The organism is Pedobacter hiemivivus (assembly GCF_004331685.1).
GTDB classification, from domain to species: domain Bacteria; phylum Bacteroidota; class Bacteroidia; order Sphingobacteriales; family Sphingobacteriaceae; genus Pedobacter; species Pedobacter hiemivivus.
Window position 1 is genome coordinate 225,788 of sequence record NZ_SJSM01000004.1, and the last position, 13,980, is coordinate 239,767.

11 protein-coding genes and 1 riboswitch are annotated in these 13,980 nt (G+C 39.6%); of the genes, 1 reads left to right on the forward strand and 10 read right to left on the reverse strand.

From position 1 onward, the window contains the following. Positions 1-36: 36 nt before the first annotated feature. The 6 genes from EZ444_RS09525 to metE form a co-directional block, all read right to left on the reverse strand. Positions 37-1,308 (reverse strand): sialidase family protein, encoded by a 1,272-nt coding sequence (locus tag EZ444_RS09525; protein ID WP_131608500.1) that lies wholly within the window; start codon positions 1,306-1,308, stop codon positions 37-39. Between the two features lie 7 nt (positions 1,309-1,315). After that, positions 1,316-3,622, reverse strand: coding sequence for a TonB-dependent receptor domain-containing protein (locus EZ444_RS09530; protein ID WP_165503574.1), 2,307 nt, complete (start codon positions 3,620-3,622; stop codon positions 1,316-1,318). Positions 3,623-3,883: 261 nt separating this feature from the next. Beyond that, positions 3,884-4,255, reverse strand: coding sequence for a hypothetical protein (locus EZ444_RS09535; protein ID WP_131608502.1), 372 nt, complete (start codon positions 4,253-4,255; stop codon positions 3,884-3,886). Positions 4,256-4,283: 28 nt separating this feature from the next. Further along, positions 4,284-4,670 carry an acyl-CoA thioesterase gene (locus EZ444_RS09540; protein WP_131608503.1) on the reverse strand — a complete coding sequence of 129 codons (387 nt, stop codon included), beginning with the start codon at positions 4,668-4,670 and terminating at the stop codon, positions 4,284-4,286. After that, positions 4,671-5,684, reverse strand: coding sequence for a beta-ketoacyl-ACP synthase III (locus EZ444_RS09545; RefSeq protein ID WP_131608504.1), 1,014 nt, complete (start codon positions 5,682-5,684; stop codon positions 4,671-4,673). Between the two features lie 57 nt (positions 5,685-5,741). Continuing rightward, entirely contained in the window at positions 5,742-8,060 is a 2,319-nt protein-coding gene (gene metE / locus EZ444_RS09550; protein ID WP_131608505.1) for a 5-methyltetrahydropteroyltriglutamate--homocysteine S-methyltransferase, read from the reverse strand. A gap of 216 nt (positions 8,061-8,276) precedes the next feature. Continuing rightward, positions 8,277-8,467: riboswitch (cobalamin riboswitch) on the reverse strand. A 114-nt stretch (positions 8,468-8,581) separates the two neighbouring features. Between metE and EZ444_RS09555 the strand changes: the two genes are divergently transcribed. Further along, positions 8,582-9,091: a hypothetical protein gene (locus EZ444_RS09555; protein ID WP_131608506.1), complete on the forward strand. Its 510-nt coding sequence runs from the start codon at positions 8,582-8,584 to the stop codon at positions 9,089-9,091. Here EZ444_RS09555 and EZ444_RS09560 read toward each other — a convergent pair. The 4 genes from EZ444_RS09560 to EZ444_RS09575 form a co-directional block, all read right to left on the reverse strand. Beyond that, on the reverse strand, positions 9,088-10,842 hold the full coding sequence (locus EZ444_RS09560; protein WP_131608507.1) for a HAMP domain-containing sensor histidine kinase: 1,755 nt from the start codon (positions 10,840-10,842) through the stop codon (positions 9,088-9,090). The two genes, EZ444_RS09555 and EZ444_RS09560, sit on opposite strands and share 4 nt — an antisense overlap. Positions 10,843-11,028: 186 nt before the next feature. Further along, positions 11,029-12,159, reverse strand: coding sequence for a universal stress protein (locus tag EZ444_RS09565; RefSeq protein WP_131608508.1), 1,131 nt, complete (start codon positions 12,157-12,159; stop codon positions 11,029-11,031). Positions 12,160-12,336: 177 nt separating this feature from the next. Continuing rightward, positions 12,337-13,407, reverse strand: a complete 1,071-nt coding sequence (locus EZ444_RS09570) for a porin (RefSeq protein WP_131608509.1) — start codon at positions 13,405-13,407, stop codon at positions 12,337-12,339. A gap of 1 nt (position 13,408) precedes the next feature. Further along, positions 13,409-13,975, reverse strand: a complete 567-nt coding sequence (locus EZ444_RS09575) for a K(+)-transporting ATPase subunit C (RefSeq protein ID WP_131608510.1) — start codon at positions 13,973-13,975, stop codon at positions 13,409-13,411. Between the last annotated feature and the right edge of the window lie 5 nt (positions 13,976-13,980).

Sequence of the window (13,980 nt, forward strand, 5' to 3'; positions counted from 1 at the left end):
TGTTTTTTAATTAAATAATAAGTACTATTAATATAGCTATAGCTGCTTTAAACCAGCATAGTATATTGTTGATCCTGTTGTTCCTTCTCTCAGCCAAGCTACAAGTAATCCCTGATTAATAGGAGTTAAAACAGCATGATTATCCGCTTGTTGCCCGTCGGTTAAGGCTATATTTTTTTCCTGATTTCCATCCTTTAGAATCCTTAAAATAATCTTTGACATCCCGGCCGGAGCATGCTTCATCATTCCTCCTTTTGAATGATCCATCTTCATATGCTCATGTTCCATCTCTTCCGCTTCTTCGCATACCATAGCTGTTTTTCCATCGACTAAAGCCACCATTTGAGGATGCTTACCAGATGCTGTAATCAAATTACGACGACGAAAACCAGAATCCACAGCCGAAGTAGCATACAAGCCAGAACTTCCACCTGCGGTAAACCAAACCGCCTGAAGCGTATGGTTAGCGACAGCAAGTGAAGGACCTGAATGCGGACAGCCTTCAATTTCCCAGTTATCGTTACTAATCAGCTTTGCAGGTGTAAAAGTCTTCCCGTTATCTGTCGATAATTTATATACCATATCACGAACCTGCTTGCCTGAAAGCGCATTTGGAAATATAATGCTTCGATAAGCAAGGTGTAAATTTCCATCCTTATCGCTCAAAAGATCTGTCCTGCAACACTCACAAGTTCCCTTATCCAAACAATAATCAGTAGCAAAGCCCTTTCCTTTTTCCGTCCGGCTAAAAAACAAGGCCGAACCTTTAATCGATTTGCCATAACGGCCATCCAACCATACAGCAGCCAATTCACCATCTTTTAATTTGGCGACATCAAAAAAACTACGTCCATAGGTATGGCTCGTGTCTGAATGTAAAAATCTGGCATCCGACCAGCTTTTACCCTCGTTTTCTGATAGGCTATAATAAATAGCACCCGCATAAGGGTTCTTTTCATTAGGAAATCTCTTGGCAAAAATGGCGATTACTGTCCCATCGTCTTTAAAGGCAATCTTAGCCATGCTCTCTGCAGAAACACCACACCCTGCAGAAGGTGGTACAGTGAAAGCTTTACCAAACTCTTCTTTCTGCTGATCATATACCGCATATTTCAATCTATATAAAGAGTCTTTCCCATCCTGTTCAGACCAGCACAATACTGGATTCCCTTTATGATCTACTGTAAAATAAGGCCCAACAGCTGCAATCCCAGCTGTATTTAGTGCTTTAGCTTCATTAATTACTGGCTTGCTTTTACAAGCAGCCAGTAATGTAACGATAACTAAAGAAAAATAAATCTTCTTCATAGTCTCATTAAAATAAATACTTAACATTTAAACCGCCATAACCGTTTCTTTTAGGCGATGGATTAAAATAAGCAGGTGCTGCACCACCAAATCCTACAGCATTTAAGGAAACGATAGAACTATAGCTTTTATTCAGGATGTTATCCAAACCCGCGTACACGTTTGTCTCCAGGCATTTAAGGATTTGCTTCTTATACCCAACTTTTGCATTTGCCACCTGGTAAGAAGGATTAAATGCTGAATTGGCATCGTTTAAAGGCAAGCGATCAGTATAATAATAGCTTCCATAAAAGTATAAACCTATTTTAGTTTCCAGATCAATACCTGCATTAAATACCCAGGGAGCAATACCCGTCAACTTATTTCCATCATAGGTCGCAGTAACCTGACTCTGTGCATTTAGCGTCTTGTAATCCTTAAACTTGAAATCGGAATAAGTAACCGCAACAAAAGGTCTCAGACTTAATACCTCATCTTGATCCCCTGGCTTTAATATTTGATAAGACAAAGCCAACTCAACACCATTGTGACTAGTTTTGCCTGCATTGTTATAAATCGTAATCCCCTGTTGTATAGATTGCCCGATTAACTCCCCTTTCATGTCCATTTTAAATAAAGCCAGATCATATTCAAGGCGGGATTTTATCAGATTTCCCTTAGCATTTAGCTCATAGTTTATCCCCTTCTCAGCCTGTAAGCCTGGGTTAATGGAACCGTCCACATTCTTGATCTCTGAACTTGATGGTGGAGAAAAGCCTGAACTTACACTGGCATGCAGACTTAGTGCTGAACTAAAGGTATGACTCAATGCAATACGTGGCGTAGCCTGTGGATTGAACTTCTTAAGACCGCTTTGGTTCTGCTTTAAATAATCATTCACATCATACTTCAAACTGTTGTAACTTAAACCCAATGTCAATGTAGTTTTATTGGTCAAAGCTGTTTCCGATTGATAAAACAATGAATATTGTGTATTCTGATAATCAATATTGGAATTAATAGCGCCCTCTACGCCCTTGTTATTTACATATTGTGTCCCCTTGGTTAGCCCTTCATTAAACTCTGCGCCAACCGTAAAACGGGTTGGAAAAGTACTAAACCCAGGATCATAAGAAAACCGCGTGCGGCCACCATAACTTTGATAAAAATTACGGATATAAGCGTAAGGAAGCGGGTGATCCAAATCATAGAAATAAGTAAATACACTCGTTGTATTTGAAAACTGATCATTAAAACGATATTGCTGCCCCAATCCTATCCTTGTCCAGGTCTGATACCTACCAGCTGCTTTATCCAGATTCGTCGCATTGGCCTGTCTTGGATTCGCAGCAGCCTGATCTGCTGTAAGTGAGCCCGGAATCTGCGAGTGCTGTGTAGTCCTGTTCACCAACAAGGTAATAATTCGTTTATCACTTGGAAAGAGCTGAAAGTTTCCGGTCAAAAACCTCCGCATATCGTTGCTGTGTTCCCGGTAACCATCATATTCCTGCCATCCATAAGAAACATAACTATTCACCTTATCACCACCATTGCGATAAGTCGTTGCCAAACGATGCAAGCCATTGGCCCCGATCAATCCAGAAGCCTCCAGACTTTGTTCCTGATACGGAGAGCGCTGCAGTTGGAAGTTAATTACGCCCCCTGTTCCTGCTCCATAAATACTTGAAGCTGGACCTTTAATCACTTCCGCACGTCCAATGCTATTCACATCAAGTGCTTCAATCCGGGTAGTTCCATCAGCCTCTGTGACAGGGATTTCGTTGACATAAACTTTAACATTCCGGATACCATAGGACGCTCTAACACCATTTCCCCTAATGGAAATGCGCGCTTCAGAAAGCGTACTTTGCTCCATGCGAACACCTGGTATAGCATTTAATGCAGATTGAAACGAGACTGCACTGCCCCTATTGATATCCTTAGCCGTAACCAAGGCAATTGCACCCGCAGTTTCCTTACTGGTTTTGTTGCCATTATACCCCGCTACCCGAACTTCATTTAGGCTTAGCCCATCTGCATCTAACTGCACATTAAGGTCACCCTCTGCGGGCTTTAATTGTATATTTTGTGTTTTATATCCCACTAAAACAGCTTGTACAACCTCTTGCGACTGATAATCGTTAATCACAAAATAGCCTTTCGCATCTGATTTTGTAAGTGGCTGTTTCAAACTGTTAAGGATCACTACATCCGCTAGTGGCGCACGTGTTTGAGAATCATAAATATGGCCTTTTATAGCCTGTGTTTGGGCCTGGCTCTGTAAAAAACACAACACCAAGCCAATAGATAAAATAAAATATCTGTATGGACTCATTAAATTATTAATAAAAATTCTAAAAAAAGAGAATAAATTGACCGTTCTCTTCCGAGGCTGCATTAATTTCGCTGAAAAAGCGAAAAGAACGCTAGGCCTCATCACAGAAGGTAAATTTCTTATCACTGCTCCTAACAGCACGTATAGTCTTAAATAGCCGTATTGCTATGCGATTTGACTACAAATTTACTTTCTCAGAGAAGACCTCAGCGTTCTTGGAGCTTCTTCAGCGACAAGCAATGCAGACTTCGATGAGAACAGCTAATTTGACTGTGGAGGATGAAATATAGAATTTTTAATACTTTGCGGCATCCCCATAGAAGCTGGGATATGAAGTTTCGTTTCCGCTAAAGCGTACTGTTTAAAGACCTGTTGTGTGACCACAACAGCGTCTTGAATTTGTGTTTTTTGAGCCTGGCGTTCCTGCTTTTGTTCCTTATCCTGAGCTTGTTTTAGCTTTTTCATTAGGAAACACTTACCATTACAATGCAGCTCAGGTTTATTCTTATTGATACAAAGTTCCGCAGCAATATATTTCTGATTGAGTTCAAACCCTGCAAAAACAAACAAGTTTGCAAAGTTTGTACTCAATAAGCTAAAAAGCAACAATACAGAAATTGGTTTCAATAGCATTTCGGGGCAAATGTATGCAATTACGCTTCTATTTAAGAATAGAAGTTGGCTTTTTATTTTCATCTATAGCTACAAAAGAGAACTCGCCTGTTACGGCCTTCTCTCTAGTATCAGAATACATTTGCTCAATGTAGATCTCTACCCTAACTTTTAAGCTAGTATTACCAATATGGCTTACCCTTCCTATCAGTTCCACAATAGTACCTGCCGGAATGGGCTTATTAAAGTCAATACGGTCACTACTTACCGTAACCATTCGCTGTCTGCTAAAACGAGTAGCTGTAATAAAAGCTACTTCGTCCATCATGTGCATGGCAGTGCCACCAAATAAAGTATCGTAATGGTTTGTTGTATTCGGAAATACGGCTTTAAAAATCCGTGTTTCCGAAGCCCCAATTTTATCTTCTAATGTCATTTAATCTTTTTTAGGCTGGCGAAGCTTCCCCCACTTCAAGTACGTTGCCCCCCAGGAGAACCCGGCGCCAAACGCAGTCAATATCATCTTATCGCCGTATTTAAAATCATCTTTAAAATCCCACAAACACAAAGGAATGGTTGCAGCGGTTGTATTACCATAACGGTCGATATTTACTTTCACCTGTTCAGGAGATAAACCCAAATAATCACCTACAGATTGTATGATCCTTAAATTTGCCTGATGGGGAATCAAGTGATCGATTTGTGCACTTACCAGATCATTCGATCTCAAAACCTCATTACATGTATCCGTCATACCCTGAATAGCGGCTTTAAACACCACTCTTCCATCCTGACGCACATAATGTAGCTTTTCATCAAGCGTAGCTTGAGATGCAGGGAATTTAGATCCGCCCGCAGTCACAATCAGATTCTCTTTACCAGAACCATCTGTTCTAAAAAAACTGTCCATTAAGCCTACAGGCTCTTCTGTTTGCTCCAATAAAACTGCTCCGGCACCATCACCAAAAAGGATGCAAGTATTACGGTCTGTATAATTAACGATAGCACTGTTCTTATCTGCACCAATTACAATCACTTTTTTACAGCGACCGCTTTCAATCATACTGGCACCAAGTGTTAAAGCATATAAAAAGCCACTACAAGCAGCATTGGTATCAATTCCCCAGGCATTTTTCAAACCTGCTTTTTCGCATACCATACTTCCTGTACTTACCATCACATAATCAGGTGTAGAAGTTGATACAATTACGCAATCAATTTCATCCGGATTCACATCACCATCTTCCATTAGTCTCTTCAAGGCATAAGTGGCCATATCCGAAGTAGCAATATTTGGGTCGTTTACAATCCTTCTCTCTTTAATCCCTGTCCTTGCAACTATCCAATCGTCATTGGTATCCACCATTTTTTCGAGGTCATGGTTACTTAAAACCGTATCTGGAACATAACCTCCAATCGCGGTAATCACCGCATTTTTCCTTATTCTCATTTGTGCGTACGTAATTCTGTAAAGAAAGGCAGGCGCATAGCACCTACCTTCTTTTTTTTACAAAGTTACAGCTTCTTCCACAGATTCCCGCAGTACTTTTGCAGCAGCGACCATTTCTGTTAAAGCTTTTTTCGTTTCGTCCCAATGTCTGGTCTTTAAACCACAGTCTGGATTGACCCAAAGTTGGCTTGCCGGAATCACTTTTTTGGCCTTTTCAAGCAGAAAAACCATTTCTTCCTTAGCCGGCACACGGGGTGAATGAATATCATACACGCCTGGACCAATTTCATTAGGATATTTAAAATCAGCAAAGGCATCGAGCAATTCCATCTGCGAACGCGAACATTCAATCGTGATCACATCAGCATCCATATCCGCTATATTTTGAATAATGTCGTTAAATTCCGAATAACACATATGCGTATGGATTTGTGTATCATCTTTTACTCCACTTGCCGAAATCCTGAAAGCACGTACCGCCCATGCCAAATAATTTTGCCAATCCGCTTTACGTAAAGGCAATCCTTCTCTTATTGCAGGCTCATCAATCTGAATAATCTTGATGCCCGCATTTTCCAGGTCAACTACCTCATCCCTAATTGCAAGTGCTATTTGTGTACAGGTTGCTGATCTTGGCTGATCATTTCGTACAAAAGACCATTGTAAAATAGTTACAGGGCCTGTAAGCATTCCTTTTACCCATCTATCAGTTAAGGATTGCGCATAAGCAGACCACCTTACCGTCATCGGCGCAGGGCGATATACATCTCCATAAATTACAGGTGGTTTTACACAGCGGCTACCATAGCTTTGCACCCAACCATTTTTGGTAAAGGCGAACCCAGCCAACTGCTCCCCAAAATATTCAACCATATCGTTCCGTTCAAACTCACCATGTACCAATACATCGATGCCAGTATCTTCCTGAAAACGGATCGTTTCTGCCGTCTCCCTTTCTATTAATGCATCATATTCAGCCAGGCTTAAATCACCTTTTTTATATTTAGCCCTCCAACTGCGCACTTCTGCCGTTTGTGGAAATGAACCAATCGTTGTAGTTGGAAACAAAGGAAGTTTTAGCGATTCGCCTTGCAATTTCTGACGGACAGAGAATTCGCTAGCTCTCTGATCATCTCTCGATGAAATACACGCTACACGTTGCTTTACAACAGGATTATGAATCAACTTTGATGATCTGCGGTTTTCATTTGAATCAAAATTTGCACGGAGTTTAGCATCAGCAATCTCCTCATCATTAGCCAATTGCTTCAATACCACTACCTCATAAACCTTCTGTTTAGCAAATGCCATCCAATCCTTAATTTCAGGAGTTAAAGTATCTTCATTCGTTTCAAGGTTTAAGTCACATGGTGAATGAATCAATGAACATGATGGACTAATGATTAACCTGTCATCTCCTACTTTCTCGAGTGCCTCTTTAATTAATACCAGCGATTTTTGAAAATCATTCTTCCAGATATTTCTGCCGTCAACCACTCCCACAGACAAGGTCATATTAGCAGGGATCAGCTCCAAGACAGTTTTTAGCTGCTCTGGACTACGTACCAAATCAATGTGTAAGGCATGTACCGGTAATGATGTAGCCAACACTGCATTATCTTGTAGCGCAGCAAAATAAGTAGCCAATAATATTTTTAGTTTAGGAAATTGCTTTTTAAGCTCGGTATAAACATACTTATAAGCCGCTTTATCCTTATCTGTAAGATCCAGGGATAGAAAAGGTTCATCAAATTGTACCCACTCTACATGCTGCTCTTCTAGCTTTTTAAGTAGCTCAATATAAACAGGCAACAGGTTTTTCACCAAGTCAATTCTATCAAACCCAGCTTCTTTTTCTTTACCCAGCAACAAATAGGAAACCGGACCAATAATCACCGGCTTGGTTTTAATCCCTAATCTTAATCCTTCATGATACTCATCTAACAGCTTAGTTGAAAACAGTTTAAACTGCTGATCTTTGAAAAACTCAGGAACGATATAATGGTAATTTGTATCAAACCATTTGGTCATTTCCATAGCTGTAATGTCAAGCCCATCCTTTTGATAACCTCTGGCCATCGCAAAATAAAGATCGAGCTCTGAGTTGCCTTTGTTTAAGATTACCTCGTGGTAACGCTTAGGGATAGCCCCTACAGTAAGAGATAGATCTAATACCTGGTCATAGAATGAAAAATCATTAGAAGGGATCAGGTCTATACCCGCCTCCTTTTGCAGTTCCCAATTCTGCTTACGGATGTCCCGTCCGGTTTGCACCAGACTTTGAATACTTGAATTGCCTGACCAATACTGCTCGCAGGCTTTTTTGAGTTCTCTTTTACTACCTATACGCGGGTAGCCCAGATTGTTTGTTAGCATTTTCTTGCTTTTTAATTGATGAAAAGATCAGTTAAAAGCTCTTTTGCTTAAATCGCAATGCTGTCGGAAATAAAAGAAGAGAAAAAATAGAAATGCACATATGAACACATCAAATGACGAATCCGAGATCCTGAAATAAATTCAGGATGACGACAGTACATTTAACATCGTACATTAAATGCATCAAACTTAACTCGTGCTTTATATCGCGAAAGCATTGTCAATTCGATAAAGGCAGGTCTCCTGACTTGTAACATTTTTACCATCCTTCCCATTTCATTTTGAAACAGTGGATAAACTATGGGTAAAAACTTTGAATGTTACTTACAGTTGCGCGACAGTTCGTGATTTACACACGATTCCCTATTAATCTACAATTAAGTAAAACCATTATCGGTTGATGAAGAAATAAAGTAAAGAACTTATATCGCGTAAAGGTAGTGTAAAGCCTGAATTTTAAAACATTTTATTTATATTCTTTTGATTTTTGTTACCTTCCGTTTTTAAATCAAATAACGCTAATGAAACAATTCTACTTTTCCGCTCTGCTACTGCTTGTGATATTGATAACAGGGTCTTGCAAAAAAATACCTGTAGTTGAATACACAAATTCTAGTATCTCCTTCAAAATAGACGGTGTATCCAAAACAGCTAAAGGAAATCAAAATGTATTCGGCCTGCACGCAAAGGAGGAAAAGGTAATGATGATTGTTGGAAATATGGATGCCGCAGGCGATCAGCAAATTTCTCTCTTGATTAACAATTTCCATGGCGTTGGAGAATATAGTGGTGAAGAAAATATCTTAGGACTTTATACCAGTCCAGAGTTCGAACAGAGCATAATCGGCAGTGTGGGCACAATTAAAATCACCGAATTTACTGAAGGAAAAAGTATAAAAGGAGAATTTCAATTCAAAGGAGAAGTCGCTATAATCTCCACCGACCCAAATCACGTTCCAGAGTTCAAAATCTTTTCTGAAGGAAAATTTGAGGCAAAAGTTACCACTGGCCCAATTGTAGAACCGGATTAACTTACAACAGGCAAGGAAAAGCAGAACCTACTGCCTTCTCCTATTGCACTTTCAACCCATATTGTACCATTCTCTGCTTCTATAAAGTCTTTGGATATGGCTAATCCCAGTCCAGAGCCCGATTTATTGTTTCCATCAGTAGGCACCTGAAAATACTTCTCAAACAAGCGCTTTTGGTATTGTTCTTCAATCCCCTTACCAAAATCACGAACAGAAAACTCTATTGCGTCGTTATTTTCTATTACCTGAACAATAATCTTTGACTTCTCAGCACTATACCTAAGCGCATTGGATAGAAAGTTAACCAGCACCCATGCTGTTTTCTCAATATCAACACTAATATGAGGCAAATTATTCCTGGAAATCAGTTCCAGTTCAATAGATTTCTGCTCTGCCTGAAACCTTACTGCATCCATAGCGTAAATGGCAATTTTTCGTGGATCAGATTTTACAACATTCATTTGGAGGTTACCGGTTTCTACCTGAGCCAGATCAAGCAATTCTGTAGTAATTTTTAGCAAACGGCCACAATCCTCCTTAATGTGTTGCACCAATTCTTTTTGCTCTGGATTCATTGGTCCCACACGTTCGTCATCCATTAATTTTAAGCTCATTTTAATAGACGATATAGGTGTTTTTAACTCATGGGATACCGTAGCTATGAAATTAGTTTTCGCTTCGTCCAACTCCTTAAACTTCGTGATATTTTTAAGGATGTAAACCTCTCCGGCTGCTTTCCCTATCTCAACCAAAGCATGTTCAGCACCATCATCGTAATTAGGTATCCTGATTTCTCTACGTTCCAATTGGAAATATGACTCTTTTTGATCCGCATAGATTTTCATGGGTTTGCTCACACTATCTTCCTGCAAGATTCTGTTTAGCAGATCATTCTTTTTCCTAAGCTCCATGGCATTCGCACCTATCACTTGTTGTTGATCAAGATTCAACAACTGGCCTGCTACTTTATTAAAGAAAATAACTTCCTGCTTCTCATTTACTCCAATTATGGCATCCTGCATTTGCTCGATAATGGTTTCGATCCTTAGCTTCTCTGATTGTAATTTTGCCAAATTACTATTCTCCCATTTATTCAACTCAGCAGTCATAACATTAAAAGAATCAGCTAATTCCGAAAATTCGTCAGAACCCTTAAACTCCAGTCGTTGTTTATAATTTTTACGACTAATTTCGCGTATGGCATCAGCAAACTCCCTTAATGGATTGGCCACAAAGCCTGGGAAGTTAACGATAAAAGAAAACAGGATTAGAAAGCAGATAGATGCCGCAAAAATCACATACATTGCCGACTTTTCTATTGATCTCTGCGCAACTGCGTTTTTCCTTACAATGGCATTCATATTCACATCATCGATTATTTTTAACTGCCATCGTACCTCCCTTAGAGCTTTCTGCTTGGTAGCTAAATCAGTTGCAGGATCTATAATACGGGCATAAGCCACCTTCAACGCCGCTACCGCCTTGCCTTCCCCTGCTTCAGTAATGTTCTTTTCTTCCAGTGCCAATTGATGATTAAACATTTCCTGAGCTTTTGCCGATAAAGGCAGCGAATCTTCATCTATGATAGATCGCATCTTACTGGTAAAGCTCAGCGTCTCGTAATTATCTTTCAAAATAACCTTCGATCTGATGGAGATTTCATTCATATAGTATAAGGAAACACCTCCAAAAAAGAGGATCACCACGAACAGGAACCCGAATCCGAGGCGAAGTTTATTTTTTATCTTCATTATTATTTTATTTTATTGCATTATACTTGTCATCATCCTACTATTACCTGCCCTCATTCTGCTATACCTGCTGTAACTGTCGTCATCCTGAATTTATTTCAGGATCTCGCACCTGCAGGGCCGCCTTTCTCTTTTGAGATCCTGAAATAAATTCAGGACAACGTATCGCTTTAAAGGATGACGAAGCTAACTCAAAATGACTAAATCTGTCTCCGTAGCCGAAATATTTCGCAAAAGTTGGTTAAAAATCGCAGTTCTCATGATAATTTGAAATAAATTTAAATGTGGCTTGCCCATACATATTGTAGTGATCTCCTTTTCTTCAGCCATTTTTATAATAGTTTTAGTGATATCGTTACTTTTCACCTTAATCACTTCTGCTCCCAGCTCTGTTGCCAGCTTAAAATTATTAATCAGATGTCGCTGTAAATCGAGCTTTACACGATCTCCACGCTCATGATCAGTCTGTACATACAAAACAATCCAGGGCGAATGATAATACGAAGCCAACCGGGCAGTTTTACGAATCACAATTTTGGCGGTCTCATGATTAGTAGAAATACAAGCCATAAACCGCTCTTGTCTTAGTTTAATCTGTTTAGGAATTTCTATACTGATCTTTCTTTCCAAATGATGGGCCACCTCTTTTAAAGCCATCTCCCGCAGCTGCAATATCCTTTCCGACTGAAAAAAGTTTCCTAACGCAGGTCCTATTTTACTTTCATCGTAAATCTTACCCGCTTTTAAACGGTCTATCAATTCATCAGCCGTTAAATCTATATTTACAATCTCGTCTGCCAGCTCTAAAATCTTATCGGGTATCCTTTCTCTAATGGGTATGCCGGTTATCTTTTCAATATCATCATTCATACTTTCCAGATGTTGGATATTTACGGCTGATATTACACTAATTCCAGCTTCCAGAATATCCACAACATCCTGCCATCTTTTTCCGTTCTTACTTCCTTCAACATTGGTATGCGCAAGCTCATCAACGATAACAACTTCTGGATGCAGGGTCATAATGGCGTTGACATCCATCTCTTCCAACTCCTTACCTTTGTAAAATATTTTCCTTCTGGCGATTAAGGGAATGCCGGCCAAAAGCGCTTGAGTTTCTATACGATTATGCGTTTCAACATATCCAATTTGTATATCAATCCCGTTTTTCATTAAGGCATGTGCCTCCTGCAGCATCCTGTAAGTCTTACCAACCCCTGCGCTCATACCTATATAAACCTTAAACTTCCCCCTTCTTGACTTCTTTACAAGATCGAGGAATTTACGTACGGAACTTTCTTTATGCTCTTCTTCCATCAGGGATTACCATTTAATGATGATATACGCTTCAGTTATTAAGTACCAAATCCCGAGTAATAACAATAAACAAACACTTAAAACAGGAATCAGTTTACCAATATTTTTTCTATCCATGCTATTAAATATTAATACAGGACCGGCCACACCAAAACCAGCCCTGTAAAAAATACGATCTTAAAAAGAAACCGCTATACTCGCTGTAATTGCAGCGTTGTGATTAACGGGGTTTTCATTGCGGATAAAAATCTTATCCTTACTATCGTATACTTTTCCTTCAACTCTAACCACTGCGTTGCTAAATGGAGCATAATCCAGGTTTACAGAATAACCAGTGGTTTTAAACCCATTTTCTGTACCTGTGGCAATCAAAACACCATCCTTATCCTGGTAATACTCTACCCTACCAGCAACCTTCCATTTACTGGCAATGGCATATTGTGCTATGGCTACGGGCGACAATACTTCACTACGTTCGCTGCTACCTTTGGCTTTTTGCTGCGTTCCATAATCAAAGCCAACACTTAAACCAAAATCATCTGTCACTTGATATATTGCGTATACGTTGTGATAAAAACGTTTTACCCGAACACTATCAGCACCTTCAGTTCCTAAATAATTACTGTAATTTACGGTAATTTTAGGCGTAGGTTTCCAGGTTAACTGTACACCACCTGCTGGTTTACTATTTCCATTTAAGCGGTTAATGCGCTGCCATCCATTTAAATATAACAATACTGCAGAGAATTTACCATCATTGGTGGCATAACTTACCTTGGCGCCCGATTCATAATAAGGCGTGTTTTCTGAAGAGATATTTCTGGTTAATACCCAGCAATCTTTTGATACAGCGCTCTCAAAACCTATGTGCGAAGAAAATATACCTGCATCAGCCCATAAATTAATTGTTTTAGAAAGTTTTATACCTGCATTGGCTTCAAAAACGTTTTTTAACACTCCCGGTTCTGCAGCTAAATTGGCATTTGCATAAGTACCAGCCATGATAGCTACATTGGCTCTAATCGCCCCGTTGTCGTAATTTCCTTTGATAAAGCCAAGGTTTAAATTCACCTCATTGTGGCGGTTGTGCGAGTAAATAAAGCCAGGTCTGTTGTTATCCGATGGCCTGTTAAAATCGTATCCATAATATGTTTCCAGGTAACCCGTTACTTTTATTTTGGTTTCTTCCTGCGCGTAAGTGCAAGCGGCCGAACTTAAGGCCGCTGTAAGCAATAATAGTTTCTTCATTTTATTTTTTTAATTCGTCAAGGGCAAGGTTTAATTTTAAGACATTTATAACTGAGGGACCAAACATGCCCAGCAAAGGGCCCTCCGTATTTTTTACGACAAGTTCTGCAACGGCCCTATCAGTAAGACCACGATTTGCAGCAACTCTTTTAATCTGAATGATTGCAGCTTGTTCAGAGATATTAGGATCTAAACCACTGCCCGATGCGGTTACCATATCAGCAGGTATATCTGCTTTTTTCAAATAAGGGTGGTATTTTAATAGTGTATCAATTCTGCCCGACACTACAGCCAGGTATTCTTCGTTGGATGGACCTTTATTAGAACCTCCTGATCCAGCAGCATTGTAGCCAACTGCCGATGGTCTGCCCCAGAAATATTCTGGTTTGCTAAAGTTCTGCCCAATTAAAGCATAACCAACTACTTTACCGTTTTTAGTGATTTTCTCTCCACCCCCATTTCCTTTAGAAAAACCGCCTGCAAAGGCAACAATTAAGGGGTATACAACGCACAACAACACCAACAGAACTGCGGTAAGGCGTATAGATTGTAACAAATACTTTTTCATGATAT

Bases quoted from the DNA above. Each gene is read 5' to 3' on its own strand.
- EZ444_RS09525 (WP_131608500.1), bottom strand. From the start codon at position 1,308: ATGAAGAAGATTTATTTTTCTTTAGTTATCGTTACATTACTGGCTGCT.
- EZ444_RS09530 (WP_165503574.1), bottom strand. From the start codon at position 3,622: ATGAGTCCATACAGATATTTTATTTTATCTATTGGCTTGGTGTTGTGT.
- EZ444_RS09535 (WP_131608502.1), bottom strand. From the start codon at position 4,255: ATGCTATTGAAACCAATTTCTGTATTGTTGCTTTTTAGCTTATTGAGT.
- EZ444_RS09540 (WP_131608503.1), bottom strand. From the start codon at position 4,670: ATGACATTAGAAGATAAAATTGGGGCTTCGGAAACACGGATTTTTAAA.
- EZ444_RS09545 (WP_131608504.1), bottom strand. From the start codon at position 5,684: ATGAGAATAAGGAAAAATGCGGTGATTACCGCGATTGGAGGTTATGTT.
- metE (WP_131608505.1), bottom strand. From the start codon at position 8,060: ATGCTAACAAACAATCTGGGCTACCCGCGTATAGGTAGTAAAAGAGAA.
- EZ444_RS09555 (WP_131608506.1), top strand. From the start codon at position 8,582: ATGAAACAATTCTACTTTTCCGCTCTGCTACTGCTTGTGATATTGATA.
- EZ444_RS09560 (WP_131608507.1), bottom strand. From the start codon at position 10,842: ATGAAGATAAAAAATAAACTTCGCCTCGGATTCGGGTTCCTGTTCGTG.
- EZ444_RS09565 (WP_131608508.1), bottom strand. From the start codon at position 12,159: ATGGAAGAAGAGCATAAAGAAAGTTCCGTACGTAAATTCCTCGATCTT.
- EZ444_RS09570 (WP_131608509.1), bottom strand. From the start codon at position 13,407: ATGAAGAAACTATTATTGCTTACAGCGGCCTTAAGTTCGGCCGCTTGC.
- EZ444_RS09575 (WP_131608510.1), bottom strand. From the start codon at position 13,975: ATGAAAAAGTATTTGTTACAATCTATACGCCTTACCGCAGTTCTGTTG.